Below are 26,467 nucleotides of genomic sequence, written 5' to 3'. Positions count from 1 at the left end.
GGATGCCTGGGGGCGCTTCGGTGCCATGAGGAGAACCCTACGTCCCCGATTCCCGCACATAGGGGCAGGTGTTCGCCTAGGCTTGTCACAAGCTTGCGACAGCTTCGGTGCGTCAACATCGTTCACTCTTGTGAGTGCGGAGAGTTGCCCGAATTGCCCACCCTTGTACGGGTTTTGAGGCGGCCGAGGCCTGCTGTGTTCGGGTGAACGGTTGCGCTCCGTGACGGCGCCTGTGGCGAGAGTGGGGGCTTCGCGGCTGGCAAGGCCCGCGACCTGCGATCACTCCAACGAGTGAGATGACCGATACCCATAGTCCGATTGGGTCATTCGAGATTGAGCCCGAAGGGGCTGTTGCAAGTTCTCCTTCTTCCGTAACGTCCTCAACTGGCAACGGTGAATATGCCGTTGCCGCCGTGGGGGAGCCTCGAATCATCGGGAGAGGACGGCGCCGGCATGGGCTGGGTTGACGACTGGAGTGCGCAGGCCGCCTGCCGCACGAGTGATCCGGACGAACTGTTCGTCCAGGGGGCGGCACAGAACCGGGCGAAGGCGGTGTGCAGCGGTTGCCCCGTCCGGACGGAGTGCCTCGCGGACGCGCTGGACAACCGGGTGGAGTTCGGGGTCTGGGGCGGGATGACGGAGCGCGAGCGCCGTGCGCTGCTGCGCCGCCGCCCGACGGTCATGTCCTGGCGGAGGCTGCTGGAGACGGCCCGCACCGAGTACGAGGAGTCGCTCGCGACCGGCGTGATACTGACGGACTACGCCCAGGCGGGCTGAGCCCGGCCGCACGGCTTCGGCCGCACCGCTCCGGCCGCACCGCTCCGGCCGGACTACACCGCGCCGTTGAGCCGGTCCCCGATGGCCCGCAGACCGTCCAGGTCGTGCACGTCGCCGGGCAGCGCCGCCACCTCCACGATCGGCACGTCCGGGTACACCGAGACGAAGCGGTCCCGGGTGCGCCGCTCGCGCCCCATGATCTGCATCCGTTCGGCGTGCAGCCGCAGCAGCCCGGCCGCGAGCAGCTCCGCCTCGGGCGAGGAGTGCTCCGAGCCGTTCTCCTCCAGCGCCTCGGCGGCTGCCAGTGCCCGCTCCGCGGTGAGCTGCGGCGCTCCCGTGCTGTGCACCCGGTTGAGCACCAGCCCGGCCAGCGGCATCCGGTCCGCGGCGAGCCGGTCGACGAAGTACGCCGCCTCGCGCAGCGCGTCCCGCTCCGGCGCCGCCACCACCAGGAACGCCGTGCCGGGCGCCTTCAGCAGCTGGTAGGTGCGGTCGGCGCGTTCCCGGAAACCGCCGAACATCGAGTCCATCGCGCTGACGAAGGTCTGCACGTCGGTGAGCAGCTGGGCGCCGAAGATCTTGCCCAGGGCGCCGGTGAGCAGGCCCATCCCGGCGTTGAGGAAGCGCATCGCGCTGCGGCCGCCGACCTTGGCCGGCGCGGTCAGGATGCGGATCACCCGGCCGTCCAGGAAGGACCCGAGCCGGTTGGGGGCGTCCAGGAAGTCCAGTGCCGAGCGGGACGGCGGGGTGTCCACGACGATGAGGTCCCACTCCTCGGCGGCGCGCAGTTGCCCGAGCTTCTCCATCGCCATGTACTCCTGGGTGCCCGCGAAGCCGGCCGACAGGGACTGGTAGAAGGGGTTCTCCATGATCGCCTTGGCCCGTTCGGGCTCGGCGTGGGCCAGTACGACCTCGTCGAAGGTCCGCTTCATGTCGAGCATCATGGCGTGGAGCCGGCCGTCCCCGGCGACGTCCTTGACCACCCGGGGGGTGTTGTCCAGCTCGGTCAGGCCCATCGACTGGGCGAGCCGTCGGGCCGGGTCGATGGTCAGCACCACGACCTTGCGGCCGCGTTCGGCGGCCCGCAGGCCGATCGCCGCGGCGGTGGTGGTCTTGCCGACGCCGCCGGAGCCGCAGCAGACGATGATCCTGGTCTTCGGGCTGTCGATCAGCTCGTCCACCGCGAGCCGGCTGCCGGTGCCCCGCACCCCGCCGTTCGCGGAGGTCCCGCCGTTCGCCGAAGCCCCGCCCTTCACCGAAGTCCCGCCGTTCGCCGAAGCCGTACCGCCGTTCGCCGGAGTCACGCCGCCCCCTGCCGCTTCAGTTCGCCCGCCAGCCGGTACAGCCCGCCGAGGTCCACGCCCTCGCCCAGCAACGGGAGTTCGTACGTCGGGAGCCGCAACTGCTGCAGGTCGGCGCGCTGTTCGCGCTCCAGCTCGACCCGCTCGGCGTGCTCCCTGGCCTGCTCCAACAGCGGGTCGAGCAGTGGCTCCACCGCCGTCCGGACCGTCTCCGCCTTGCGCGAGCGGCCCCCCAGCCCGGCCTCACCGAGGGCCAGGGCCACCTCCTCCCGGTGGTCCCCGTCCACCGCGGCGACCGCGGCCGCGTCCAGCAACGGCGGCCGGACCATGTTGACCATCACCCCGCCCACCGGCAGCTTCGCCTCGCGCAGCTCCGCGATGCCGTCGACCGTCTCCTGCACCGGCATCTCCTCCAGCAGGGTGACCAGGTGCACGGCGGTCTCCGGGGACCGCAGCACCCGCATCACCGCCTGCGCCTGGGTGTGTATCGGGCCGATCCGGGCCAGCCCGGCGACCTCGGAGTTGACGTTCAGGAACCGGGTGATCCGCCCGGTCGGCGGGGCGTCCATCACCACCGCGTCGTACCGGCGCCGCCCGTCCGGGCCCTTGCGGCGGGCCGCCTCGCAGGCCTTGCCGGTGAGCAGGACGTCCCGCACTCCGGGGGCGATGGTGGTGGCGAAGTCGACGAAGCCGACCTTCTGCAGCGCCTTGCCGGCCCGGCCGAGCTTGTAGAACATCTCCAGGTACTCGAGCAGCGCCTGCTCGGTGTCGATCGCCAGCGCGAGGACCTCGCCGGGCCCGCCCTCCCCGGCGGGCAGCCCCAGCTGGGGGCGGGAGACCGAGGCGATCCGGCGCTCCTCGTACGGGAGCGCGGCGATCCCGAACAGCTCGGCGATGCCCTGCCGCCCCTCGACCTCGATCAGCAGCACCCGCCCGCCCTCGGCGGCCAGGGCCAGGGCCAGCGCGGCGGCCAGCGTGGTCTTCCCGGTGCCGCCCTTGCCGCTGACCACGTGCAGCCGGACCCCCTCCCAGTCGGGGTCGCGCCGGGCCGCCTGGCCGGGGGTGCGTGCCACGCTGCGTCTCCGTCCGTCTCCGTCCCTATGGGCGTCCCCTCCCGCGGGGCGCCCCAGGGGGGTGCCGATCGCGCAGGGGATGCCCTCCATGAGGGTGCCCCTCCGCGCGGACGCCCCTCCACGGGGGGTGCCTCCGCACGAGGATGCCCTCTCGCGAGGGTAACCAGGGAGCACGCCCGATGCCCGGAGCACCCGGGGTGCCAGGACTGAATCATGCCCCCTTTGTGTCCCACCTCACACGCGGGGCGATGGGCGGCAGCGATCGCCGGGACGGCTCGTCTAGAGTCTGGCCATGACCAAGTGGGAATACATGACGGCGCCCCTGCTCGTGCACGCCACCAAGCAGATCCTGGACAACTTCGGCGAGGACGGCTGGGAGCTCGTCCAGGTCGTGCCCGGCCCGAACCCGGAGCAGCTGGTGGCCTACTTCAAGCGGGAGAAGAACGCATGAGCCAGGTCGAGTCGCTCCTCGCCGAGCTGGGCCTGACCCTGCCGCCGGTGGCCGCCCCGGTCGCCGCGTACGTGCCGGCCGTGCGGTCCGGTGAGTTCGTGTTCACCTCCGGCCAGCTGCCGGTCGTCGGCGGCAAGCTGCCGAGCACCGGCAAGGTCGGCGCCGAGGTGTCCCCGGAGGAGGCCAAGGAGCTCGCGCAGACCTGTGCGCTGAACGCCCTGGCCGCCGTGAAGTCGGTGATCGGCGACCTGGACCGGATCGAGCAGGTCGTGAAGGTCGTCGGCTTCGTCGCCTCCGCCCCCGACTTCACCGGCCAGCCCGGCGTCATCAACGGCGCCAGCGAGCTGCTCGGCAAGGTGCTGGGCGAGGCCGGTGTGCACGCCCGCAGCGCGGTCGGCGTCGCGGTGCTGCCGCTGGACGCCCCGGTCGAGGTCGAGATCCAGGTGCGCGTCAAGAACGCCTGAGTGTGATCGCGAAGGCGGGGTCGGGCCTGTCCAACCCCGCCTTCGTGCGCTTAGCATCCGGGCATGGACCATCGAGCAACGACGCTCCCGATGCCGCCCGGTTGGCCCGCCCTGATCCGGGCGGTCGACTCCGGCCTGCTCACCCCGGCGGTGGCCAAGCCCGCCGCGACGGTCGTGCTGCTGCGCGACTGCGCCGACGGGCCGGAGGCCTACCTGCTGCGCCGTCGTACCTCGATGGCCTTCGCGGCGGGGATGTACGCCTACCCGGGCGGCGGGGTGGACCCGCGCGACGCCGAGGTCGAGCCCGGCTGGGCCGGGCCGTCACCCGAGGAGTGGGCGCAGCGGCTCGGGGTGGACGCCCGGACGGCGCGGGCGGTGGTGTGCGCCGCCGTGCGGGAGACCTTCGAGGAGGCCGGCGTGCTGCTGGCCGGCCCGGACGCGCGGAGCGTCGCCGCGCCGCGCGACTGGTCCGCGGAGCGGGCCGCGCTGGAGGCGCACGAGCTGTCCTTCGCCGAGTTCCTGCGGGACCACGGCCTGGTGCTGCGCAGTGACCTGCTGGGCGGCTGGGCCCGCTGGATCACCCCGGAGTTCGAGGCGCGGCGCTACGACACCTGGTTCTTCGTGGCCGCCCTGCCGGCCGGCCAGCGCGCGGCCCTGGAGGTCGGCGAGGCCGACCGGGTCGCCTGGCTGACGCCCGCCGAGGCGGTCCGGGGCCACCGGGAGGGCCGGTTCGGCATGCTGCCGCCGACGGTGACGGTGCTGCGCGAGCTGTCGCACGTCCGGTCGGCCGCCGAGGCGCTGGCCGCGGCCGCCGACCGGGTGCTGGAGCCGGTGCTGGGCCGGGCCGAGGTCCGCGGCGACCGAATGACGGTCCGCTGGCCCGGGTACGACGAACTGACCATCGACGGGGAGTTCCCCGCCGAGGAATCCTGACCCCCCACGACCGCATCCCACGACCGCATCCCAGTCCGCATCCCACTCCGCCGTGACACGACAACGCCGACCAGGAAGGACCGACACCCGATGGACCACAACGCCGTGGCTCGCCGGACGGCCCCCGAGCTGCCCGCCCGCCGACTGATCCGCCGTTCCCCCGCCTGCGACGGTCCGGTCCCGTTCGTCGAGGTCGCCCAGCGCGCCCTCGTCCGGGCCCTGCCCCTGCGGGCCCTGCACCGTGACGGCGAGCGCGGCCGGTGAGCGAGCGGAGCGAGCGAACCATCGAGAGGTGCGCGTTGCGCGAAGCGCCTGGCGAGCGCAGCGAGGTGGGCGCATGAGCGGGCGGAGCGAGCGAACCATCGAGAGGTGCGCGTTGCGCGAAGCGCCTGGCGAGCGAACCATCGAGCGCAGCGAGGTAGCAGCATGAGCGGATTCCTGCCGGGCGACCCCGCCGCCGTGGTCGGCGGCGAGGCGACTCCCCGGGCGTTGTGCGTGCTGGCGCCGAACCCGTCGCCGATGACGCTGGACGGCACAAACACCTGGCTGCTCTCCGAGCCCGGCTCGGACCTCGCGGTGGTGATCGACCCGGGCCCGCTGCACGAGGGCCACCTGCGCCGGGTGGTCGAGCTGGCCGAGGAGCGCGGCAAGCGGATCGCGCTGACCCTGCTGACCCACGGCCACGCCGACCACTCCGAGGGCGCGGCCCGCTTCGCCGAGCTGACCGGCAGCGAGGTGCGGGCCCTGGACCCGGCGCACCGGCTGGGCTCCGAGGGCCTGGTGGGCGGTCAGCGCCTGGACGTCGGCGGCCTCGACCTCCGGGTGGTCGCCACTCCTGGCCACACCTCGGACTCGCTGACCTTCCACCTGCCGGACGACGGCGCGGTCCTCACCGGGGACACCGTGCTCGGCCGCGGCACCACGATGGTCGCCCACCCCGACGGCCGGCTCGGGGACTACCTGGACTCGCTGCGCCACCTGCACACGATGGCCTCCGCGCACGGCGTGCGGACGGTGCTGCCCGGCCACGGCCCGGTGCTCGCGGACGCGCTCGGCGCCGTCGACTACTACCTGGCCCACCGGGCCACCCGGCTCGCCCAGGTGGAGACCGCGGTGGAGGCGGGCTGCCGGACGGCCGCCGAGGTGGTCGCCCGGGTCTACGCCGACGTGGACCGGGCGCTCTGGCCGGCCGCCGAGCTGTCGGTGCGGGCCCAGCTGGAGTACCTGACGGAGCACGGACTGATCCCGGACCAGGACTGACGCACGCATGCCGGAGGGCCCGTCGCGGTGATCGCGACGGGCCCTCCGGCGTTCGTACGGTGTCAGCGCGAGCGGCGGGACAGCCGCTCGACGTCCATCAGGACCACCGCGCGGGCCTCCAGCTTCAGCCAGCCGCGGCCGGCGAAGTCGGCGAGCGCCTTGTTGACGGTCTCGCGGGAGGCGCCGACCAGCTGGGCCAGCTCCTCCTGGGTGAGGTCGTGGGCGACGTGGATGCCCTCCTCGGACTGCACGCCGAAGCGGCGGGAGAGGTCCAGCAGGGCCTTGGCGACGCGCCCGGGCACGTCGGAGAAGACCAGGTCGGACATCACGTCGTTGGTCCGGCGCAGTCGGCGGGCGATGGCCCGGAGCAGGGCGATGGACACCTCGGGGCGGGCGTGCAGCCAGGGCTGCAGGTCGCCGTGGCCGAGGCCGAGCAGCTTGACCTCGGTCAGCGCGCTGGCGGTGGCGGTGCGCGGGCCCGGGTCGAACAGCGACAGCTCGCCGATCATCTCGCTGGGGCCGAGCACGGCCAGCATGTTCTCGCGGCCGTCCGGGGAGGCGCGGTGCAGCTTGACCTTGCCCTCGGCGACGACGTACAGCCGGTCGCCCGGGTCGCCCTCGTGGAACAGCGACTCACCACGGGCGAGGGTGACCTCGGTCATGGAAGCGCGCAGCTCGCCGGCCTGTTCGTCGTCGAGTGCCGCGAAGAGTGCGGCGCGCCGCAGAACGTCGTCCACGTGCTTCCTCCTTCTCGGCCGTCCGGCGGGTGGGCCGTCCGGCGCAAGTTCCGTTCAGTGTTCTGCATCACCAAGCATGGCGCATGTCGCTCCGATCATATGAGGAGGGGGTGTGTCCGGGTGTGCGGTGCGGGGCCATTCGCACCGGCGGGTCACGGGGCGGGCCGCCCGGCGGCCGCCGCTTTCTCGAACGTCTGTCCGTGCGGAGCGAACAGGGAGTCGCCCACCGCGGTGCGGGCGGAGAGGACTGCGTGCCCGGCCCGGTGGGCACTGGTCAGGCCTGCCGCCCGCAGGGCGGCGAGGTGCTGGGAGACGGCCGCCGGGGAGAGTCCGGTCCGGCCGGCCAGCTCGGTGGTCGAGGCGGGGGACTCCAGCTCGGCCAGCAGCCGGGCCCGGGAGCGGCCGAGGACGGCGGCCAGCGCGTCGGTGCGCGCGGCCGTGCCGGGGCGCTCCTCCCAGAGCGCGGCCGTGCCGCGCGCCGGGTAGATCAGCTGCGGCGGCTCGGGCGGCAGCACCCGGGTGAGCACCCGTGGCCAGGCGAAGGCCGAGGGCAGGAGCAGCAGGCCGGAACCGGCGGTCAGCCGGGCCACGGCGCAGTGCCGGCGCTCCAGCCGCAGCGCGGTGCCGTCCCAGCGGACCGTCTCGTGCAGTTCGTCCAGCATCCGCGCGGTGCCGTGCTCGGCGGCCTGCCGGGAGCGGTGGAAGACGTCCGCGGCCAGCAGCGCCCGGATCCGGGCCCAGTACGGCGCGAGCGCCAGCTCCCAGTACGCCTCGATCTCGGCGGCCAGCCGGGGCAACTGGCCGTCCGGGTCGCGGTACAGCGGCGCCAGGACGGCCGGGAGCCGGCCGCCCGCCTCGGCGGCCACGATGTCGAGATCGGCCCGGACCTGACCGGCGCCGGTCGTGGCGATCGCGGCCAGCTCCTCGGCGAGGGTGGGGGAGAAGCCGGCCGGGGCGGGGTTGAGGAAGTCGGGCAGGTGGCCGTCGGGCGGGACCATCGCGGCCAGCCGGCCCCGGTCCAGCCCGGCTGCGGCCAGCCGCTCGCGGACCTGCCCGGCCCAGCGGCGGTGCAGCGCCGGGGCGGGGGAGTGGGCGAGGGCGCGCAGGCTGGTCACCACCTCCTGCATCGGGCTGACGGCGAACCGGGTCAGCGCCAAGTCCTGCGCGGAGAAGTGGAGTTCCGTCCGCACCTGCACCCCTCCTGGAGAAGATTCGGCCCCAGCTTAAACACTGGCGGCCGGCCGGCGGCGGGGCGCAGGATGCCTGCGTCCCCACCGATCCGTACGAAAGCCGGTGACCCGTCATGTCCACCACCCCCGAGGCCCGCGAGCGCGCACTGCGGCTGCGCGAGCTCCTCGCGGAGGGCGTGCTCGTCCTGCCCAACGCCTGGGACGCGGGCAGCGCCGCGGTGATCGCCTCGGCCGGCGCCCGGGCGATCGCCACCACCAGCGGTGGCGTCTCCTGGTCGCTCGGGCACGGCGACGGCCAGCGGATGGACCGGGCGGCGGCGGTCGCGGCGGCCCGCCGGGTCGTCGCCGCGGTGGACCTGCCGGTCACCGTCGACGCCGAGGGCGGGTACGGGCCGCTGCCCGCCGACGTGGCCGCGACCGTCACCGAGCTGGTCGGCGCCGGCGTGGCCGGGGTCAACCTGGAGGACTCCAGGGCCGTCGGCGGCCCGCTGTTCCCGGTGGCCGAGCAGGCGGAACGGCTGCGCGCGGCCCGGACGGCGGCCGCGGCGGCCGGGCTCCCCGAACTGCTGGTCAACGCCCGTACCGACGTCTTCCTGTTCGGGCTCGGCGGGCTGGACGACGTCCTGGCCCGGGCCGAGGCCTACGCCGAGGCGGGCGCCGACGGCCTGTTCGTCCCCGGGCTGCTGGACCTCGACGCCCTCACCGAGCTGTGCCGGCGCTCCCCGCTGCCGGTGAACGCGATGGCCGGGGCGGGCGGGCCGACCGTCGCCGAACTCGCCGCCACGGGGGTGCGGCGAGTCAGCGTCGGCACCGGCCTGGCTCAGGCCGCGTACACCACGGCCCACCGGGCCGCCGTCGAGCTGCTCGGCGCCGGGACGCTGACCGAGCTCGACGGCGCGCTCGGCTTCGGGGAGCTGAACGGGCTGTACTGACCGCCCTGCGGCCCTGCGGCCCTGCGGCCCTGCGGCTCTCCGGCTCTCCGGCTCTCCGGCCCTGCGGATCCGGCTCAGCCGGTGAAGCCCAGCTCGGCGAGGCTCTGCTCGATCCGGGCGTGGTGGGCGGCCTCCCAGTCGTCCAGGGTCTCAGCGGCCTCCTCGGCCAGCTTCGCCCGGGCCGCCGCCAGGGCGCTCGCCCGCTCGGCGGCGGGCACCACCACGACGCCCTCCTCGTCGGCCACCACGATGTCGCCGGGCGCCACCAGCACGCCGCCGCAGCGCACCGGGGCGCCGTGGCTGCCCAGCTGCTTCTTCGCCCCGGGGATCGGGATGACGCCCCGGGCGACCACCGGGAAGCCCAGGTCCCGCACCTCGGCGAGGTCCCGGATCAGCCGACTCAGGCGAAGAACTTCAGCAGCTCCGGCACCAGCGCCTCGGGCGCCACCTCGTGGGTCTGGTCGGCCAGTGTCCGGTACTCGGCGCCCGGGACGGCCCCGGCCACCGCGCGGGTGGGAGCCCGCAGCAGCTCCGGGCTGGCGCCGCCGTCCAGGACCAGGGTGGGCACGGCGACCGTGGCCAGCAGTTCGGTCGGCACCGTGCCGCCGGTCCGCCCGCCGAGCGCCGCCGCGTCGTACGCCAGGGTGGGCGCGACCGCCTCGAACACCGGCCACACCGGGGCGTAGCGCATCCCCTCCACCATCTCGCCGGGCATCCCGACGAAGGTCATGAAGGCCGCGACGGCGTCCCCGCGCCGCCCCTCGGCGATCGCCGCCTCCAACTCGGCGACGTACCCGACGAACTGCTCGCTCCGCTCCTCCTCGGTGCTGAACGGCGGCTCGTAGACGGCGAGTCGGCTCATCCCGACGCCCGCCGCCGCGGCCCGCAGGGCGAGCGCGGCGCCCGAGGAGATGCCGAAGACCGCGGCCGAGCCGCCGGCCGCCGTGATCACGGCCGCCAGGTCCTCGATCTCGCGCTCGACGGCGAACGGCGCGGTGTCCCCGCTGTCGCCGCGGCCGCGCCGGTCGTAGGCCCACACGGTGTGGTGGGCCGAGAGCCGCTCGGAGACGGCGACGCCCGGGTCGAAGCCGCGGTGGCCGATCGCCCCGTCCACCAGGACGACGGCCGGGCCGGAGCCGGTGACGGTGCAGGCGATGGTGGTGCCGTCGGTGGAGACCACGGTGCTCATGGGGTGTTCCTTCGGTCGGACGAGTCGGTCGCAGGGGTAGACCGGGGCTCGCCGCAGAACTCATCGCTCCGGCCGGAGATTTCTTCCGGCGGGCTGGCTCCGAGGGCGCTGACGACGGCCTGCGGGGCCCGTCCCGCGGGCATATGTTTTACGGGTAAATTACCTGCTAATCTTTTTTCCATGGCCACAACCGCCCAGTTCCGACAGGCGCTCCGGGTCGGCCCGCCCGGCGACAGCTGGCACAAGCCCGCCCTCAGCGCCGTGGTGACCCTCGGCACCCTCAACCTCACCCTGCTCGCCCTCGGCCGGCTCGACCTCGCGCTCTACACCTCGGCCGGCGGACTCGGCGCGCTGTACGGACACGGCCTGCCCTACCGCTCCCGGGCCCGCACCCTGGCCGCCGTCCTGCTCGGCACCCTGCTCAGCACCGCCGCCGCCCTCACCGCCGCCGCGCTGACCCGCGACGCCGTCACCCTGGTCGCGGTGGCCGCCGGGCTCGCCGCGCTGCACAAACTGGGCTGCGACGCCGCCCGGATCGGCCCGCCCGGCAGCCTGATCATCACCTTCACCACGGCCGGCTGCGCCTTCGTCCCCCAGCGCCCCGCCGACCTCCTCCCGCACCTGGCGCTCGCCGCGCTCGGCGCCGCACTGGCCTGGCTGGTCGGCATGGCCCCCGCGCTGCTGCGCCCGTACGGGCCCGAGCGGATCGCCACCGCCCGCGCCCTGGAGGCCGCCGCCCGGCTGGCGCGCACCGGGCCCGGCACGCCGGACGCGGCCGCCCGGACGGCCCTGGTCGGCGCGGTCGACGCGGCCCGGCAGAGCCTCGGGCAGTCCTCCCCGGCCCGGTGGCCGGCCCTCGGCGACGCACCCGAGCGGCTGCTCGTCCACGCCGAGTCGGCCCTGGCCGCGCCCGCCGACCCGGCCGCCGCCGAGCGGTACTCGGCCTGGGCCCGCGACCTGCGCCGGGGCCGCCCGCTGCCGCTGCCGGAGCTCACCGAGGCGGAGGCGGCCGAACTGCGCGCCCGCCGGCCCGTTCCCCGCCCGGCACCGCACCGGGCGCTGCGACCCGGCTCCGCGCTGCTGCCGATCGGCCTGCGGGTCGCGGTCGGCTGCGCCGCGGCCGGATGGCTCTCGCTGGCGCTCGGTGTCGGGCGGCCGTACTGGGCGGTGGTCACCGCGGCCTCGGTGTTCCAGGCCAACAGCACGCTGTCCTGGCAGCGCGCACTGCAGCGGGTGCTGGGCAACCTGCTCGGCCTCGCCGCGTTCACCGCCGTCCTGCCCGTCGCGCACTCGGGCCCGGTGGCGCTGATCGCGCTCGGGCTGCTCTGCCAGTTCGGCGCGGAGGCGACGATCGCCCGCAGCTACTGGCTGGCCACCGTCTTCGTGACCCCGATGGCCCTGATGATGACCGAGTTCGCCGGCCTCCAGCCCGCCCGGGGGCTGGTCGCCGACCGCTGGCTGGACACCTGCGTGGGCGCGCTCACCGGCCTCGCCGCCTGCCTACTGGTCACCAACCGCCGCACCGCCACCCGGCTGTCCCGCGCCCTGGCCGGGGTCGAGACCGCCACCCGTCGGGCCCGGGCCGCCGTCGCCACCGCCGGCTCCGAGGCCGCCGCGGCCCGGACCGGCCTGGCCACCGCCCTGCTGGAACTGCGCGAGGCCGCCGACAACGCCACCGGCGAGTGGCGCCGTCCCGTGCTCCCGCACCAGCGCACCGCCGACACCGAACGCCGCGCCCACCACCTGCTGGCAGCCCTGCTGGAACGGCGGGGGGCCGGAGCGCGCGCCGCCCAGGGCCTGCCGTACAGGCCCTAGGATCGACGGACAGCCGGACGGTCGGTCGCGGAACGGGAGCAGCACACGTGGAGGACGTCGTCGCAGGTGTGCTGCGCCAGTGGGAGCGTGCCTACCCGGGCCTGGACACCGGCCCGATCGCCGTTCTCGGCCGGATCAACCGCTGCGCCGCACTGCTCCAGCAGACCCCCGACCCGCTCACCCGGACCGGCCTCACCCGCGCCGAGTTCGACATCCTCGGCGCCCTGCGCCGGGTCGACCGCGAGCTGACGCCCACCCAGCTGGCCCGCGAGAGCTTCGCCTCCGGCGCCGCCGTCACCAAGCGTCTGCGCCTGCTGGAGGACCGCGGCCTGGTCAGCCGCCGCCCCGACGAGCGCGACCGCCGGGTCGCCCACCTCTCCCTCACCGCGGCGGGCCGCGAGCTGGTCGACGGCCTGGTCCAGGAACTCGTCGCCTACGACCGCGCCCTCCTCGCCGGTCTCACCCCCGACGAGCAGGCCCGCCTCGCCGACGCCCTGGCCGGCCTCCTCAACACCCTCGAGGGCACCATCGGCCGCCCCCCGCGGTGACCACCCCCCCACCCGGACCGCCCCCTTCGCACAACAGCCGCCCCGGCAGGGCGTTTTTCCCTCCTTGATCGGCCCCGAGCGGTCCGCCGCTCGGCGTAGCCTTCGTCCATGGCAGAGAGCAAGGTCCGGAAGGCGACGGCGCCGAAGCAGCCCGCGGAGAAGCCGGCCGGGAAGACGACGGCGGCGAAGACGACGGCGGCGAAGAAGCCGGTGGTGAACAAGCCGATGGCGAACCAGCCGGCCGTGAAGCCGAGGAAGCCGGAGTCGCACCTGGCGATGGTGCGGCGGGCCCGGCGGATCAACCGTGAGCTGGCGGAGCTGTACCCGTACGCGCACCCGGAGCTGGACTTCGAGAACCCGTTCCAACTGCTGGTGGCCACCGTGCTGTCGGCGCAGACCACCGACCTGCGGGTGAACCAGACCACCCCGGCGCTGTTCGCCAAGTACCCGACGCCGGAGGACATGGCGGCGGCGAACCCGGAAGAGCTGGAGCAGATCATCCGTCCGACCGGCTTCTTCCGGAACAAGGCGAAGTCGCTGATCGGCCTGTCGACCGCCCTGCGCGACGAGTTCGGGGGTGAGGTCCCGGGCCGGCTGGCCGACCTGGTGACGCTGCCCGGGGTCGGCCGCAAGACCGCCAACGTCGTGCTCGGCAACGCCTTCGGTGTCCCAGGGATCACCGTGGACACCCACTTCGGGCGGCTGGCCCGGCGGTTCGGCTGGACGACCGAGGAGGACCCGGTGAAGGTCGAGCTGGCCGTCGCCGAGATCTTCCCGAAGTCGGAGTGGACGATGCTCTCGCACCGCGTGGTCTTCCACGGCCGCCGGATCTGCCACTCCCAGAAGCCCGCCTGCGGGGCCTGCCCGATCGCGCCGCTCTGCCCCTCGTACGGGGAGGGCGAGCTGGACCAGGAGAAGGCCCGCAAGCTGCTCAAGTACGAGATGGGCGGCCAGCCCGGCCAGCGGCTGAAGCCGCCGTCGGACTTCCCCGGCGAGGCGGCGGCCCGCGCCGACGCCGAGGCCCACCACGGGCGGGTCGCGGACCTGGGGGTGGAGGCGTGACCACGACTGCCATCGAGCGGAACGGCCTGCCGGACTGGCTGGAGCCGGTCCGGGACGCGGCCGAGCGGGTGCTGCCGGAGCAGCTGAGCCGTTTCCTGCCGCCGCGCGAGGGCGGCCGGGCGGCGGCCGTGCTGATGCTGTTCGGCGAGGGCCCGGACGGACCGGACCTGCTGCTGATCGAGCGGGCCCGGTCGCTGCGCTCGCACGCCGGCCAGCCGTCCTTCCCGGGCGGCGCGCTGGACCCGGAGGACGGTGACCCGGACGGCCCCGGCCCGGTCGCGGCGGCGCTGCGCGAGGCCTGGGAGGAGACCGGTCTGGACCCGGCCGGGGTGCAGGTCTTCGCCGAACTGCCCCGGCTGTACATCCCGGTGAGCAGCTTCGTGGTGACCCCGGTGCTGGGCTGGTGGCGCGAGGAGTCGCCGGTGCGGCCGGTGGACCAGGGCGAGACCGGCGCGGTGTTCCGGGTGACGATCGCCGACCTGGCGGACCCGGCGAACCGGGTCCGGCTGCGGCACCCGTCCGGGCACGTCGGGCCGGCCTTCGCGGTCGCCGGGCGGCTGGTCTGGGGGTTCACCGCCGGGGTGATCGACCGGGTGCTGCACCACAGCGGGCTGGAGCTGCCCTGGGACCCGTCCCGGGTCGTCGACCTCTCGGACGACGCGCTGGCACTCGTCCAGGGCGACCTCGAGCACTCCCGGGCCCTGCCGGGCGGCGACGCCGACGGCTCGTGACGGGCCGTCGGCGCGGCACGGTCGCGAAGCGTGGGAGGGTGTCGGAGTGAACGTCCTGGATGTGCTGCTGGTCCTCGCCGCCGTCGGATTCGCCGTTTCGGGCTACCGGCAGGGCTTCGTGGTGGGCGTCCTCTCGCTCGTCGGCTTCCTCGGCGGCGGCCTGCTGGCCGTCCAGCTGCTGCCGCTGCTGCTCGACCACCTCAGCCCCGGCACCACGGCCTCGGTGGTGGCCGTCGTGGTGGTGATCGTCTTCGCCGCGATCGGCCAGGCGGTCACCGCGCACTACGGCTGGAAGCTGCGCGGGCACATCGACCGACGCCCGGCCCGGGTGCTGGACGCGTCCGGCGGCGCGGTGGTCAACGTGATCTCGATGCTGCTGGTGGCCTGGCTGATCGGCTCCGCGCTGGCCGGGACGTCACTGCCGACGGTCTCCAAGCAGGTCCGGTCCTCGGCGATCCTCGGCGGCGTCCAGAACGCGCTGCCAGGCGACGCGCCGAACTGGTTCTCCGACTTCTCCAAGGTGCTGGCCCGCAACGGCTTCCCGCAGGTCTTCAACCCCTTCGAGCACGAGCCGATCACCCAGGTCGACACCCCCGACCCGGCGCTGGCCAACAGCGCGGCGGTGGCCAAGGCGCGGCAGAGCCTGGTCAAGGTGGTCGGCGCCGCGACCTCCTGCGGCAAGACCCTGGAGGGCAGCGGCTTCGTCTTCGCCCCGCACCGGGTGATGACCAACGCCCACGTGGTCGGCGGCGTCGACGAGCCGACCGTGCAGATCGGCGGCGTCGGCCAGCTGTACGACGCCACGGTGGTCCGCTACGACTGGCAGCGCGACATCGCCGTCCTGGACGTGCCCAAGCTGAACGCGCCCGCGCTGACCTTCGCCGGCGAGGCGAAGACCAACGACAGCGCGATCGTCGCCGGATTCCCCGAGAACGGCGCCTTCAACGTCCAGCCCGCCCGCATCCGCGGCCGGATCCAGGCCAACGGCCCGGACATCTACCACCGCGGCCAGGTGGTGCGCGACGTCTACGCGGTGCGCTCGCTGGTCCGCCAGGGCAACAGCGGCGGCCCGCTGCTCACCCCGGACGGCCAGGTGTACGGCGTGGTCTTCGCCAAGTCCCTGGACAGCGCCGACACCGGGTACGTGCTGACCTCGGCCGAGGTGCGCGACGACGTGACGGCGGGCAGCGCCGCGACCGCCAAGGTGGACACCCAGGGCTGCGCGCTCTGACGCCGCGCCGGGCCCGCCGGTGCATGATCCGTCGTACCGTCAGCCCGCCCTGGTAGCCTCGGCCGCGCTCACCCGTTCGGCTCAACCGGGGTGCCGTCCCGGAGTGAGCCGTACGGAGGTCGTGGCAGTCCGATGATGGGTCATTCGCACGCGGTGAGCGGGGCGATGCTGTACGCGGCCTCCGCCCCGTTCCTGCCCCCGCTGCTGCTGCACACCACGCTGCAGCCGGCGGACATACTGATGGGCACGGTGCTGTGCGCGGGCGCCGCGCTGCTGCCGGACCTCGACCACCACGACGGTTCGATCGCCAACTTCCTCGGCCCGATCTCCAAGGCGCTCTGCCGCTTCGTGGCCTGGGCCTCCGGCGGGCACCGGCACGCCACCCACTCGCTGCTGTTCGTCGCGCTGATGGGCGGTGGCACCTGGGCCGGCGTCACCTTCCTGGGCCGCTACTTCACCCTCACGGTGACGTTCTTCCTGCTGGCACTGGCGGTCCGGGCGCTGCGGCTCTGCCCGCCGAGCAACGGCCCGGAGGCGTGGATCACCGTCATCGGCCTGTCCGCGCTCGGCACCTTCGGGATGAACACCTGGATGCCCAATTCGCCCGGCTGGCTGCCGTACGCGGTCGGGCTGGGCACGCTGGCACACCTGCTGGGCGACTGCCTGACCAAGAAGGGCGCGCCACTGCTGTGGCCGCACAAGGAGCGCTACGAGATCGTGCTGATCAAGCGCAGCGGCAACAACGTCGAGACCAAGGTGCTGGTGCCGATCATGTCGGTGGCGACCTTCGTCCTGCTCTGGTTCACCGCGCTGTCACCGCAGATCGTGAACTGACCGGCCGTCGAACGGCCGACCGACGCGGCGCGAGGCCTCAGGTCTCGCGCCGCAGTCGTGCGCCCACCCACCGGGCCCGCCGGCCGAGGATGCGCGGGATGCCCATCTGCCGCTGCGCCCCGCGCTGGCGGCGGTCGAGGCCGTCGAAGCCGAGGTCCTCCGACCAGTCCGGGCGGTATGCGGAGCGCTGGGGGCTGTTGTGGCGTCGGCCGCGCGGGGCGTCGCCGCGATCGGGCATCCAGGTCATACCGGAATGGATGCCCCTGGGCCGGTGGGAGTAACCGTCCGGGTTTGTCGAAATTGGCCCATGCGCATGTCATATGAGCGCAACATCAAGGGAGTTGGGACTTTCGCACACTCCCTAGCACCTCTCCTGGCGACCCCCGGCGTCCCTCCGGGCAGTCACTCCTTGTGGCGACCGACCCAGTCCAGCAGCTCGGCGGTGAACTCCTCCGGCGCCTCCTCATGCGGGAAGTGTCCCACCCCCGGCAGCAGCCGCCAGCGGTACGGCGCCGCCACGTACTCGCCGCCGCCCAGCGCGGTGTGCGACAGCAGCACCGGGTCCGCGGCGCCCTGGACGTGCAGGGTCGGCGCGGTGATCGGCTTCTTCATCCGCCGGGCGAACTGGATGCCGTCCGGGCGGGCCATCGAGCGCAGCAGCCAGCGGTACGGCTCGATCGAGCAGTGCGCGGTGCTGGGGATCTGGATCGCCTGCCGGTACGCGTGCACGGCGGCCGCGTCCAGCTTGTTCGGGCCGGTCCACTCGTCCAGGTAGCGGCCCACCAGCGCGGCGTCGTCCGCGACCAGCCGGCGTTCCGGTATCCACGGCCGCTGGAAGCCCAGCACGTGGTCGAAGGCGGCCATCTGCTTGCGGTCCGTCAGCAGCGCCCGGCGGAGGTCCCGGGGGTGCGCTGCGGAGACCACGGTGAGGCTCCGGATCACCGACGGGCGCATCACCGCCGCCACCCAGGCCAGGGTGCCGCCGGAGGCGTGCCCGACCAGGTGCGCCCGGGGCTCGCCGAGCGAGCGGATCACGCCGGTGATGTCCAGGGCCAGGTTGCCCGGGTCGTAGCCGCGCGGGGTGCGGTCGCTGCCGCCGATGCCGCGCAGGTCGAGCGCCACCGCGCGGTAGCCGGCCGCGGCCAGCGCGGTCAGCTGGTGGCGCCAGGCCCACCAGTACTCGGGCCAGCCGTGCACCAGCAGCACCAGCGGGCCGGAACCCACCTCGGTGATGTGGAAGCGGGCGCCGTTGGCCGCCAGGTCGCGGTGCGTCCAGGGGCCGGACCGCCGGATGCTCCAGGCCTCGCCGACGGCGCCGTCGGCACCCTCGTCGGACCGTCCGGGAACGGGGACGTTTTCGGCGGACTCCGGGCCGGAGTCGGGGCCACCGTCCGGGCCGCCGTCCGGGGCGGAGTCGGGGCCGGAGTCGGGGCCGGAAACGGCGGACGGCTGCGCGGTGGCGGGCTTGTGGTCGAGCGGCATACCGAGAGCGTGTCACATCCGTGCGAAGGACACGTGCCCGGCACTCGCCGTCGGCGGGTCCGGGCACGTCAGTCGCGGGGCGGGTTACGGGATGCGGCCCAGGCCCCGGTCGATCTCCTCCTGGGTGGCCGGACGCGGCCGGGCGTTCTTCAGCACCTCGGCGGTCCTGTGGACGCCCTCGATGGTGCGTTCGGGCTTCTGGATCTTCTTGAAGAACCGCCTCGCCACCACGAACAGCACCGCGGCGAGCACCCAGTAGGCGCCCGCGACGATGAGGAAGGACCAGCCGAGCGACAGGCCCAGCGCGTGGATGCCGAAGGCGAACGCGGCGCTCAGCATCGGGACGGAGAACAGGATCACCACGAGGGCGACGCCTACCGAGACACCGCCGGAGACACCGCGCTTGACGTCCGCCTTGATCTCGGACTTGGCGAGCGCGATCTCGTCGTGCACGAGTGCGCTCAGATCGGCGGTGGCCGCCGCGAACAGCTGCCCCACCGAACGCTCGCCCTCGTAGGGCGCCCGGCCGTTGCTGGACGGGTCTGCGGCTCCTGCGGGCATCAGCGGTTCTCCTCTGCGGCTGCTGCGGCGTGACGCCGGCGCGGGGTGCGGTTTCCGGGGCCGGTGGGGGGTCCGGAGGCGTCAGCGGTTTGTCGACAGCTCAGAATCATGCCCCTACCGGTCAGTCGGACACCACTCCGGGGCCCCGCCGGAGGGACGTGTCCTGGCTTCGGAAGGCCGCTGGGAGGCCGCTGGGAGGCCGTTGGAGGGCCACTGGAAGGCCCCCGGAAGGCCACCGGAAGGCTGCTGGGAGACCGCTGGGCGATCGCTCGGGGTGCCTCCGGGCGGGCTGTCGGCGGCTTTCCCACGGGGGCTCAGCGGCCGGCCGCCGGTCCCTCGCCGGGCAGCTGCCGGGCGGCCTCGACGGCCGCCGCCGCGTCCGTGTTCCGGGCCCGCCAGGCCGGGTCGTCCTGCTGGTAGACGTCCGGGACGCCGTCGCCGTCCTCGTCCCGGTCCTCCTCCTCGCACAGCGCGCGGTAGTGCCGGTTGCGCAGCTTGAGCAGCACGGTGGCGACCAGCGCGCAGAGCAGCGAGCCGACCAGGACGGCCGTCTTGGCGCGGGTGGCGAGCGCCAGGTCGTGCGGGAAGGCCAGTTCGCTGATCAGCAGCGAGACGGTGAAGCCGATTCCCGCGAGCACCGAGACGGCGAACAGGTCGGCCCACTTGAGCTGGGGGTTCAGCTCGGCCCGGGTGAACCGGGCGGCCAGCCAGGTGCCGCCGAATATGCCCACCGTCTTGCCGACCAGCAGCCCGATCACGATGCCGAGCGGGGTGGCCTGGGTGAACACCTCGCGCAGCGCCGGGCCGGAGATCGCCACCCCGGCCGCGAACAGCGCGAACACCGGGACGGCCAGCCCGGCGGAGAGCGGGCGGACCAGGTGCTCGATGTGCTCGCCGGGGGAGTGCTTCTCGTCGCCCTCCCGGTGGCAGCGCAGCATCAGGCCCATCGCGACGCCCGCCACCGTGGCGTGGATGCCGCTCTCGTGCATCAGCGCCCAGACCACCACGGCCAGCGGCACGAACAGGTACCAGCCCTTCACCCCGCGCCGGTGCAGGAACCAGAACAGCACCAGGCCGGCGAGGGCCAGTCCGAGCGCCCAGAACTTGATCCCGGAGCTGTAGAAGACCGCGATGATCAGGATCGCGATCAGGTCGTCGACCACGGCCAGGGTGAGCAGGAAGGCGCGCAGCGCCGAGGGCAGGTGACTGCCGACCACGGCCAGCACGCCGAGGGCGAAGGCGATGTCGGTGGCGGTCGGGATGGCCCAGCCGCCGGGGTGGCCGCCGCTGCCGGAGTTGGTCAGGGCGAACAGGATCGCGGGCAGGGCGACGCCGCAGACCGCGGCGATCACCGGGAGGGCGGCCGCACTCGGAGTGCGCAGCTCGCCCGCGACGAACTCGCGCTTGAGCTCGATGCCGGCCACGAAGAAGAAGATCGTCAGCAGGCCGTCCTTGGCCCAGTTGGCCAGGGTGAGGTCGAGGTGCAGCGGGGCGGACGGGCCGATCTTGTAGTCGAGCAGGCTCTCGTACCCGTGCGGCCAGACGTTCGCCCAGATCAGCGCCACCACGGCGGCGGCCAGCAGCAGCACGCCGCCGACCGTCTCGGTGCGCAGGGCGTCGGTGATGAAGGTGCGCTCGGGGAGCGACAGCCGGCCGAGGAACTGCCGGCGGCGGGTCGTCGGCTCGTGGACGGGCGGCTGGTCGGTCACGGGGACCTCCTGGGGCTGGGAGCGGCAACGGTTGCACGGGTGGTGCAGTTGCCGACCAGACTTCCCGGCGCGCCCTGTGACGCCCGCGAGTCCTGCTCAAGGATCTTGATGCGTCCTTAACAGTCTAGCGGGACGTTCGGGTGACCACCGGATCGTCCTTACAAATGACTTAAGCCCTGTGGGCCGGTTCTGCACTCCCGAGAAGCAATGGACCGGCACCCGAACGGCTCAGGCCGAGTGCAGTCGGGTGAACGGCTCCCTAGGGTCGGTGGCAGGCGCCCGCCCGGTCCGGGCCGGTGCGCGTCCCCCTTCCCACCCCGCTGTTCCCGCTGTACCCGCTGTACTTGCTGGAGGCACGACCATGCCCGGTGGCGGCACCACCATGCCCCAACCGCCCCTCTTACCCGGTGAGCCCGCCGATCCGAACGGCCCCGAGCCGCGGTCGGTCGCGCTCCCGGGACGCCTCCCGGGACTCGCACCGGGACTCGCGCCGGGGCTCCTCCCGGAGGATCGTCCGGAGCCCCCGCCGGAGGGCTCCTCGGGGCTCCCCTCGGACGATTCCCCGGACCTCCCCGAGATCCCCGCTGACCTCGACCGGCTGCTCCGCCCGTTGTTCCGCACCGCGGGTCCGGACGGCGGCGTCGCCGTCGCGGTGATCCGCGGTGAGGAACGGACGGTCGCCTGCCGCGGGCACTCCGACCGCTCCGGGCTCCACCCCGTCCGGGCCGACACCCGGTTCGAGCTCGGATCCGTGACCAAGACCTTCACCGCGCTGCTGCTCGCCGAGGTGCGCCGGACCCAGCGCCTGTCGGCCGGTCAGTTCGGTGGTGACGCCGGCGATTGCGAGGGCGGCGCTTGTGGCGGCGCCGACTGCGACTGCGATGGCGACTGCGATGGCGACGGCAATGGCGACGGCAATGGCGACGGCAATGGCGACCTGGTCGGTCTGGTGGAGCGGCAGCTGGCGGAGGGGGCCGAGGAACTGGTGTTCCACGCCGGGTCGACCCGGGGGTGCAGCGCCTTCGTCGGGTTCAGCCCCCGGGCCCAGGTCGGGCTGGCGGTGCTGACCGGGGCGCGCTCGGGGGTGCGGATCGCGCGCGGCCGGGGCTTCGTCCAGAGCGCGTACGAGACCCTGCGCGCCCTGGCCGCGCAGCGCGGGCCGGGGGGCGGGAACAGCGACGGCGACGGCGGCGGGGGCGGTGACGGGCCCGGCGGCTGAGGAGGGCACGGGGGCGTGACCCCCGCGTGGGCGTGACAACGGGGCCCCGGGCGGTGATCACCGCCCGGGGCCCCGGTCACTGCTCGGGCCCGCTCGACCTGCGGCGCCCCGTGCTGCGGGGCGCCGCCCGGTCTTCGGGCCGTCCGGCCGGTTGACCCTCCGACTGTCGGTGGGTGCCGGGCCGTCAAGCTGTCGAGTCGTCAGGTCATCAGGTCGTCAGGGCTGCACTCAGCTGTTGCTGCCGTGCGGCGGCAGCTGGGCCTGGATCTGGCTCATCACCGAGCTGTCGGCGAGGGTGGTGGTGTCACCGACCTCGCGGCCCTCCGCGATGTCGCGCAGCAGGCGGCGCATGATCTTGCCGGAGCGGGTCTTCGGCAGCTCGCCGACCACCTTGATCTGCTTCGGCTTGGCGATCGGGCCGAGCGTGCGGCCGACGTGCGCCCGCAGCTCCTCGACCAGCTCGGGGCTCTCGGTGGCGCCGCCGCGCAGGATCACGAAGGCGACGATGGCCTGGCCGGTGGTCGCGTCGGTGGCGCCGACGACGGCGGACTCGGCCACCGACGGGTGGCCGACCAGGGCCGACTCGACCTCGGTGGTGGAGATGTTGTGGCCCGATACCAGCATGACGTCGTCGACCCGGCCGAGCAGCCAGATGTCGCCGTCCTCGTCCTTCTTGGCGCCGTCACCGGCGAAGTAACGGCCCTCGAAGCGCGACCAGTAGGTGTCGATGTAGCGCTGGTCGTCGCCCCAGATGGTGCGGAGCATGGACGGCCACGGCTCGGTGAGCACCAGGTAGCCGCCGGAGCCGTTCGGCACCTCGTTGGCCTCGTCGTCCACCACGGTGGCCGCGATGCCCGGCAGGGCACGCTGGGCCGAGCCCGGCTTGGTCTCGGTGACGCCCGGCAGCGGGCTGATCATCATGGCGCCGGTCTCGGTCTGCCACCAGGTGTCCACGATCGGGCAGGTGCCGCCGCCGATGTGCTCGCGGTACCAGATCCACGCCTCGGGGTTGATCGGCTCGCCGACGCTGCCCAGCACCCGCAGCGAGGACAGGTCGAACTTCGCGGGGATGTCGTCGCCCCACTTCATGAAGGTGCGGATCGCGGTCGGCGCGGTGTAGAGGATCGTCACGCCGTACTTCTGGACGATCTCCCAGAACCGGCCCTGGTGCGGGGTGTCCGGGGTGCCCTCGTAGATGACCTGGGTGGCGCCGTTGGAGAGCGGGCCGTAGACGATGTACGAGTGGCCGGTGACCCAGCCGATGTCGGCGGTGCACCAGTAGACGTCGGTCTCCGGCTTGAGGTCGAAGACCGCGTGGTGGGTGTAGCTGGCCTGGGTGAGGTAGCCGCCCGAGGTGTGCAGGATGCCCTTGGGCTTGCCGGTGGTGCCCGAGGTGTAGAGGATGAACAGCGGGTGCTCGGCGTCGTGCGCCTCGGGGGCGTGCTCGGTGGACTGACGCGAGGTGATCTCGTGCCACCAGACGTCGCGGCCCTCGGTCCAGGCGATCTCCTGCTCGGTGCGGCGGATCACCAGGACGTGCTCGACGCCGTCGACCTTGGTGAGTGCCTCGTCGATGGCCGGCTTGAGCGCGGAGGGCTTGCCGCGGCGGTAGCCGCCGTCGGCGGTGATGACGAGCTTGGCCTGGGCGTCCTGGATGCGGGAGGCGACGGCGTCGGCGGAGAAGCCGCCGAAGACCACCGAGTGGGTGGCGCCGATCCGGGCACAGGCGAGCATCGCGACGACCGCCTCGGCGATCATCGGCAGGTAGACCGCGACCCGGTCGCCCTTGCGGACACCGAGCTCCAGCAGGGCGTTGGCGGCCTGTGAGACCTCGTCCTTGAGCTGGGCGTAGGTGATCGAGCGGCTGTCGCCGGGCTCGCCCTCGAAGTGGATGGCGACCCGGTCGCCGAGCCCGTTCTCGACGTGGCGGTCGACGCAGTTGTAGGCCACGTTGAGCTTGCCGTCGGCGAACCACTTGGCGAAGGGCGGGTTGGACCAGTCGAGGGTCTCGGTCGGCTCGACGGCCCAGCTGAGGCGGCGGGCCTGCTCGGCCCAGAAGCCCAGGCGGTCCTCGGAGGCCTGCGCGTACGCGGCCGCGGTGACGTTGGCGGCTGCGGCGAGCTCTGCCGGCGGGGCGAAACGCCGCTCCTCCTTGAGCAGGTTGGCCAGGCTCTCGTTGCTCAACGCGCACTCCTCATCGAGTTCATGATCCGGGGCGATCCCGTGCGTGGGGATCGGCCCACGTGTCCCAGCGCACAAGCTCACCAGGCGAACAGGCCACTTGACAAGAGGCTCCTTGGAATTGGTGTAGACCTTTAACCGATCATCGAACGGCCGACCGCGCAGCCCGCCGCCCGGGGCGGCAGGCCGCGCGGTGGCCGGTGGGCCCGTGCCCCGGCCCGCCCGGCGGAGACACGGACCCGGCTCTCAGGCGGCCAGCTGGGGCCCCTCCTCGCTGCCGCCGACCGGAACCCGGCCGTCGTTTCTCACCCGTTCGGCCGAATCCCCTTCCGTCCGGGCCTCGACCGGGCTGAACGTCCCGGCGGCTCGGTCGAGGACGTAGGCCTGGGCGGTGGCGAAGTCGAAGTACATCCCGACCAGTCGCAGGCTGCCCTCCTCGACCCGGCGCTCCACCGCCGGATTCGCCATCAGCTGGTCCAGCTGCTGCACCACGTTGGTGAGGCAGAGCTGCTCCGCGAGGTCCACCACCGGCCGGTCGGCGAACTCGGCCGGGGCCCGTCGGAGCCGGTCCAGCGAGCCGCGACCGTTGCGCAGCCAGCGGGTCAGCGGGGTGGGCGGCCCGGGGCGCTCGTGCACGCCGTCCAGCAGGGCCTTCATCGCACCGCAGCCGGAGTGGCCGCAGACCGTGATCGAGCGCACCTCCAGCGCCTCGACCGCGTACTGCACCGCGGCGGCCACCGAGTCGTCGGCCGCGCCGGGCTCGAACGGGGCCGGCACCAGGTTGCCCACGTTCCGGACGGTGAACAGGTCGCCCGGGCCGCTGTTGGTGATCATGCTGGTCACCATCCGGGAGTCCGCGCAGGCCAGGAAGAGTTGGGAGGGTGTCTGGCCCTCCCGGGCCAGCCGGGCGAGTTCGGGCCTGACCAGCGGGGCGGTGTGCCGCTGGAACACCCGGACGCCGTCCAGCAGCCGGCCGTGCGGGTCCTCCTGCTGCTCGATGCAGTGGTGCCCGACCCAGGGCGTCCAGGCCCGGCAGCGGTGCGGGCCCGGTGAACTGCCCGCGCGGACGGTGCCGTCGGGGTCGAGCACCTCGTCGTCCTGGCGCCGCGTCACCATCGTGACCCGCCCGCCCGCGGCCTGGTGCCCGGTGCGCCAGTCGTGCAGCGTCTCGTACGCGGCGTGGTCCAGGAAGGAGCCGTCGTGCACCACGGTGACCTCGGCGCCCGCCGGGATCCCGGCCAGCGCCCGGCTCAGCCGGGGGACGGCGGTGAAGGTGAGCGGTCCGTGGGTCTGGACGGTGACCGAGCCGTCGGGGCCGGACCCGACGTCCACGTGGGCGCGGGTCAGCCGGTACAGCGCGAGCAGTACGGCGGTGGCCGCACCGAGGCCGACGCCCCAGAGGACGCCGAAGGCCACCACGGCGAGCAGGGTGATCAGGTAGACCGGGAACTCGCGGTGCCGGTGCACGTTGCGGATGTGCGCGAAGCTCACCATCTGCAGCCCGACCACCAGCACCAGGGCGGCCAGGGCGGCCAACGGGATCCGGCGCAGCCCTCCGGTCAGCGCCAGCGCGGCGGCGAGCACCCAGACGCCGTGCAGCACCGAGGCCCACCTGGTCCGCCCGCCGGCCCGCACGTTGGCGGTGCTGCGGACGGCGCCGCCGGCGATCGGCAGTCCGCCGACCAGCCCGCTGACCAGGTTGGCCAGGCCCTGTCCGCGCAGCTCGCGATCGAGGTCGCCGGTGCGCTGGGACATCCGGTCCACGGCCACGGCCGACAGCAGCGACTCCACGCTCGCGACGGCGGTCACGGTGAGGACGGCGGCGAGCATCCCTGCGAGCGAACCGTGCGGAAGCGCGGGCACGAGCGACTGCGGCTGCCAGGCGGGCAGTTCGATGTGGGCGACCCGCAGGTCCAGGGCGAGGGCGAGCGTGGTGGCGACGGCCACGGCGGCCAGCGGGCCGGGCACCTTGGCGAGGCGGGCGCCGAACTCCCCTGCGCGGCCCGGAAGTCCGCTGAGTCGCGGCCAGCCCAGCAGCACCGCCACCGTCACCGTGCCGGCCAGCAGCGCGGGTGGGTGTGGGCCGGCCAACTGCCCCGGCAGAGCGAGGAGGTTGGCGAACGCAGAGCTCTGCGGGGAGCCGCCCAGGACGACGTTCAGCTGCGCGATGGCGATGGTGAGCCCCACGCCGGCCAGCATCCCGTGCACGATCGCGGGCGAGACGGCGAGCGCCGTCCGGGCCACCCGGCGTGCGCCGAGCAGGAGTTGGAGCAGTCCGGCGGCGACGGTGACGGCACACGTGGCCCGCCAGCCGTACTGGGCGATCAGCCCGGCGGTGATGACGGTCAGCGCGGCGGAGGGGCCACTGACCATCAATGGGGTGCCGCCGGACAGTCCGACCACGATGCCGCCCACGGCCGCCGCGGCCAGCCCCGCGGTGAGCGGGGCGCCGGTGGCGAGCGCGATGCCGAGGGAGAACGGCACGGCGATCAGGAAGACCACCAGGGAGGCGGACAGGTCGTGTGCCCAGTGGGTTCGGGCGCCGGGGCCCGGTGGCGCGTGGTCGGTGGTGTCGGAGGCGATGGGTGCGCTGGAGATGTCGAGGGTCATGGTCTTCCCGTCTGTCCGGGGAACGAACGCAGTCAGGTCCGGCGGTGAGTCCGGGGTGGGGCTCGGGGCGGATCGGCTGTCGTGGGTCGCGACGGTGTGGCGGGATGGCGTGCGCACGGCGGGGAATGCGGGTGTCACCGGCCGGCGTCGACCATCTGGGCCCGCCAGGGGCCGGGG

25 protein-coding genes and 1 pseudogene are annotated in these 26,467 nt (G+C 73.9%); 14 read left to right on the top strand and 12 right to left on the bottom strand.

Going from position 1 to position 26,467, the window contains the following annotated elements; translation table 11 throughout:
* Positions 1 to 453: 453 nt before the first annotated feature.
* Complete coding sequence (locus tag ACZ47G_RS02970) at positions 454 to 777, top strand: WhiB family transcriptional regulator (protein WP_033333275.1); 324 nt, start codon at positions 454 to 456, stop codon at positions 775 to 777.
* A 53-nt stretch (positions 778 to 830) separates the two neighbouring features.
* Here ACZ47G_RS02970 and bagB read toward each other — a convergent pair whose 3' ends face one another.
* Both bagB and bagA read right to left on the bottom strand, forming a co-directional pair.
* Complete coding sequence (bagB, locus tag ACZ47G_RS02965; protein WP_380451437.1) at positions 831 to 1,985, bottom strand: ATPase BagB; 1,155 nt, start codon at positions 1,983 to 1,985, stop codon at positions 831 to 833.
* Positions 1,986 to 2,077: 92 nt separating this feature from the next.
* The gene (gene bagA, locus ACZ47G_RS02960) at positions 2,078 to 3,151 is read right to left on the bottom strand and encodes an ATPase BagA (RefSeq protein WP_465739667.1); all 1,074 of its coding nucleotides are present in this window, start codon (positions 3,149 to 3,151) and stop codon (positions 2,078 to 2,080) included.
* Between the two features lie 292 nt (positions 3,152 to 3,443).
* Between bagA and ACZ47G_RS02955 the strand changes: the two genes are divergently transcribed.
* The 5 genes from ACZ47G_RS02955 to ACZ47G_RS02935 all read left to right on the top strand — a co-directional run bounded on the left by ACZ47G_RS02955 (position 3,444) and on the right by ACZ47G_RS02935 (position 6,259).
* A complete protein-coding gene (locus ACZ47G_RS02955; RefSeq protein ID WP_094743074.1) occupies positions 3,444 to 3,602 on the top strand; it encodes a DUF4177 domain-containing protein in 159 nt (52 codons plus the stop codon).
* Positions 3,599 to 4,066: a RidA family protein gene (locus tag ACZ47G_RS02950; RefSeq protein ID WP_380451298.1), complete on the top strand. Its 468-nt coding sequence runs from the start codon at positions 3,599 to 3,601 to the stop codon at positions 4,064 to 4,066. Before ACZ47G_RS02955 ends, ACZ47G_RS02950 begins: the two co-directional genes overlap by 4 nt.
* 63 nt (positions 4,067 to 4,129) lie before the next feature.
* On the top strand, positions 4,130 to 4,999 hold the full coding sequence (locus ACZ47G_RS02945) for an NUDIX hydrolase (protein ID WP_465739666.1): 870 nt from the start codon (positions 4,130 to 4,132) through the stop codon (positions 4,997 to 4,999).
* A gap of 90 nt (positions 5,000 to 5,089) precedes the next feature.
* Positions 5,090 to 5,263, top strand: a complete 174-nt coding sequence (locus ACZ47G_RS02940; RefSeq protein ID WP_465739665.1) for a hypothetical protein — start codon at positions 5,090 to 5,092, stop codon at positions 5,261 to 5,263.
* A gap of 162 nt (positions 5,264 to 5,425) precedes the next feature.
* Positions 5,426 to 6,259 carry an MBL fold metallo-hydrolase gene (locus ACZ47G_RS02935; protein ID WP_465739664.1) on the top strand — a complete coding sequence of 278 codons (834 nt, stop codon included), beginning with the start codon at positions 5,426 to 5,428 and terminating at the stop codon, positions 6,257 to 6,259.
* Positions 6,260 to 6,321: 62 nt separating this feature from the next.
* Here ACZ47G_RS02935 and ACZ47G_RS02930 read toward each other — a convergent pair whose 3' ends face one another.
* Entirely contained in the window at positions 6,322 to 6,996 is a 675-nt protein-coding gene (locus ACZ47G_RS02930; protein ID WP_030240972.1) for a Crp/Fnr family transcriptional regulator, read from the bottom strand.
* Between the two features lie 152 nt (positions 6,997 to 7,148).
* Complete coding sequence (locus ACZ47G_RS02925) at positions 7,149 to 8,186, bottom strand: ArsR/SmtB family transcription factor (RefSeq protein ID WP_465739663.1); 1,038 nt, start codon at positions 8,184 to 8,186, stop codon at positions 7,149 to 7,151.
* 113 nt (positions 8,187 to 8,299) lie between these two features.
* Between ACZ47G_RS02925 and ACZ47G_RS02920 the strand changes: the two genes are divergently transcribed.
* A complete protein-coding gene (locus ACZ47G_RS02920) occupies positions 8,300 to 9,118 on the top strand; it encodes an isocitrate lyase/PEP mutase family protein (protein WP_465739662.1) in 819 nt (272 codons plus the stop codon).
* 74 nt (positions 9,119 to 9,192) lie between these two features.
* Here ACZ47G_RS02920 and ACZ47G_RS02915 read toward each other — a convergent pair.
* Both ACZ47G_RS02915 and ACZ47G_RS02910 read right to left on the bottom strand, forming a co-directional pair.
* Positions 9,193 to 9,513 (bottom strand): annotated as a pseudogene (locus ACZ47G_RS02915) (RraA family protein); the annotation flags it as partial.
* Positions 9,514 to 9,518: 5 nt separating this feature from the next.
* A complete protein-coding gene (locus ACZ47G_RS02910; RefSeq protein WP_465739660.1) occupies positions 9,519 to 10,307 on the bottom strand; it encodes an alpha/beta fold hydrolase in 789 nt (262 codons plus the stop codon).
* 180 nt (positions 10,308 to 10,487) lie between these two features.
* Between ACZ47G_RS02910 and ACZ47G_RS02905 the strand changes: the two genes are divergently transcribed.
* From ACZ47G_RS02905 to ACZ47G_RS02880, 6 genes are all read left to right on the top strand, one after another.
* On the top strand, positions 10,488 to 12,122 hold the full coding sequence (locus tag ACZ47G_RS02905; RefSeq protein WP_465739659.1) for an FUSC family protein: 1,635 nt from the start codon (positions 10,488 to 10,490) through the stop codon (positions 12,120 to 12,122).
* Between the two features lie 47 nt (positions 12,123 to 12,169).
* On the top strand, positions 12,170 to 12,670 hold the full coding sequence (locus ACZ47G_RS02900; RefSeq protein ID WP_465739657.1) for a MarR family winged helix-turn-helix transcriptional regulator: 501 nt from the start codon (positions 12,170 to 12,172) through the stop codon (positions 12,668 to 12,670).
* Between the two features lie 108 nt (positions 12,671 to 12,778).
* Complete coding sequence (gene nth, locus ACZ47G_RS02895) at positions 12,779 to 13,732, top strand: endonuclease III (RefSeq protein ID WP_465739655.1); 954 nt, start codon at positions 12,779 to 12,781, stop codon at positions 13,730 to 13,732.
* Positions 13,729 to 14,463: an NUDIX hydrolase gene (locus ACZ47G_RS02890; RefSeq protein ID WP_465739654.1), complete on the top strand. Its 735-nt coding sequence runs from the start codon at positions 13,729 to 13,731 to the stop codon at positions 14,461 to 14,463. The genes nth and ACZ47G_RS02890 overlap by 4 nt, the downstream gene beginning before the upstream one ends.
* 46 nt (positions 14,464 to 14,509) lie before the next feature.
* Entirely contained in the window at positions 14,510 to 15,694 is a 1,185-nt protein-coding gene (locus ACZ47G_RS02885; protein WP_380451321.1) for a MarP family serine protease, read from the top strand.
* A gap of 132 nt (positions 15,695 to 15,826) precedes the next feature.
* Complete coding sequence (locus tag ACZ47G_RS02880) at positions 15,827 to 16,528, top strand: metal-dependent hydrolase (protein WP_465739653.1); 702 nt, start codon at positions 15,827 to 15,829, stop codon at positions 16,526 to 16,528.
* Positions 16,529 to 16,565: 37 nt separating this feature from the next.
* Here ACZ47G_RS02880 and ACZ47G_RS02875 read toward each other — a convergent pair whose 3' ends face one another.
* From ACZ47G_RS02875 to nhaA, 4 genes are all read right to left on the bottom strand, one after another.
* A complete protein-coding gene (locus ACZ47G_RS02875; protein ID WP_465739652.1) occupies positions 16,566 to 16,775 on the bottom strand; it encodes a hypothetical protein in 210 nt (69 codons plus the stop codon).
* Between the two features lie 155 nt (positions 16,776 to 16,930).
* Entirely contained in the window at positions 16,931 to 18,010 is a 1,080-nt protein-coding gene (locus tag ACZ47G_RS02870; protein WP_465739651.1) for an alpha/beta fold hydrolase, read from the bottom strand.
* Positions 18,011 to 18,094: 84 nt separating this feature from the next.
* Positions 18,095 to 18,571, bottom strand: a complete 477-nt coding sequence (locus tag ACZ47G_RS02865) for a phage holin family protein (RefSeq protein ID WP_465739650.1) — start codon at positions 18,569 to 18,571, stop codon at positions 18,095 to 18,097.
* Positions 18,572 to 18,885: 314 nt separating this feature from the next.
* The gene (gene nhaA, locus ACZ47G_RS02860) at positions 18,886 to 20,280 is read right to left on the bottom strand and encodes a Na+/H+ antiporter NhaA (RefSeq protein WP_465739649.1); all 1,395 of its coding nucleotides are present in this window, start codon (positions 20,278 to 20,280) and stop codon (positions 18,886 to 18,888) included.
* Positions 20,281 to 20,890: 610 nt separating this feature from the next.
* Between nhaA and ACZ47G_RS02855 the strand changes: the two genes are divergently transcribed.
* Positions 20,891 to 21,499 carry a serine hydrolase domain-containing protein gene (locus ACZ47G_RS02855; RefSeq protein WP_465739647.1) on the top strand — a complete coding sequence of 203 codons (609 nt, stop codon included), beginning with the start codon at positions 20,891 to 20,893 and terminating at the stop codon, positions 21,497 to 21,499.
* Positions 21,500 to 21,727: 228 nt separating this feature from the next.
* Here ACZ47G_RS02855 and acs read toward each other — a convergent pair whose 3' ends face one another.
* Positions 21,728 to 23,683 (bottom strand): acetate--CoA ligase, encoded by a 1,956-nt coding sequence (gene acs, locus ACZ47G_RS02850; protein ID WP_465739646.1) that lies wholly within the window; start codon positions 23,681 to 23,683, stop codon positions 21,728 to 21,730.
* A 243-nt stretch (positions 23,684 to 23,926) separates the two neighbouring features.
* Entirely contained in the window at positions 23,927 to 26,290 is a 2,364-nt protein-coding gene (locus ACZ47G_RS02845) for a SulP family inorganic anion transporter (RefSeq protein ID WP_465739645.1), read from the bottom strand.
* Positions 26,291 to 26,467: the final 177 nt, after the last annotated feature.

The sequence above is a fragment of the Kitasatospora sp. NPDC030952 genome, from assembly GCF_055571335.1.
The sequence above is the reverse complement of the archived record's forward strand: the minus strand, read 5'-3'. Positions and strand labels throughout refer to the sequence as shown.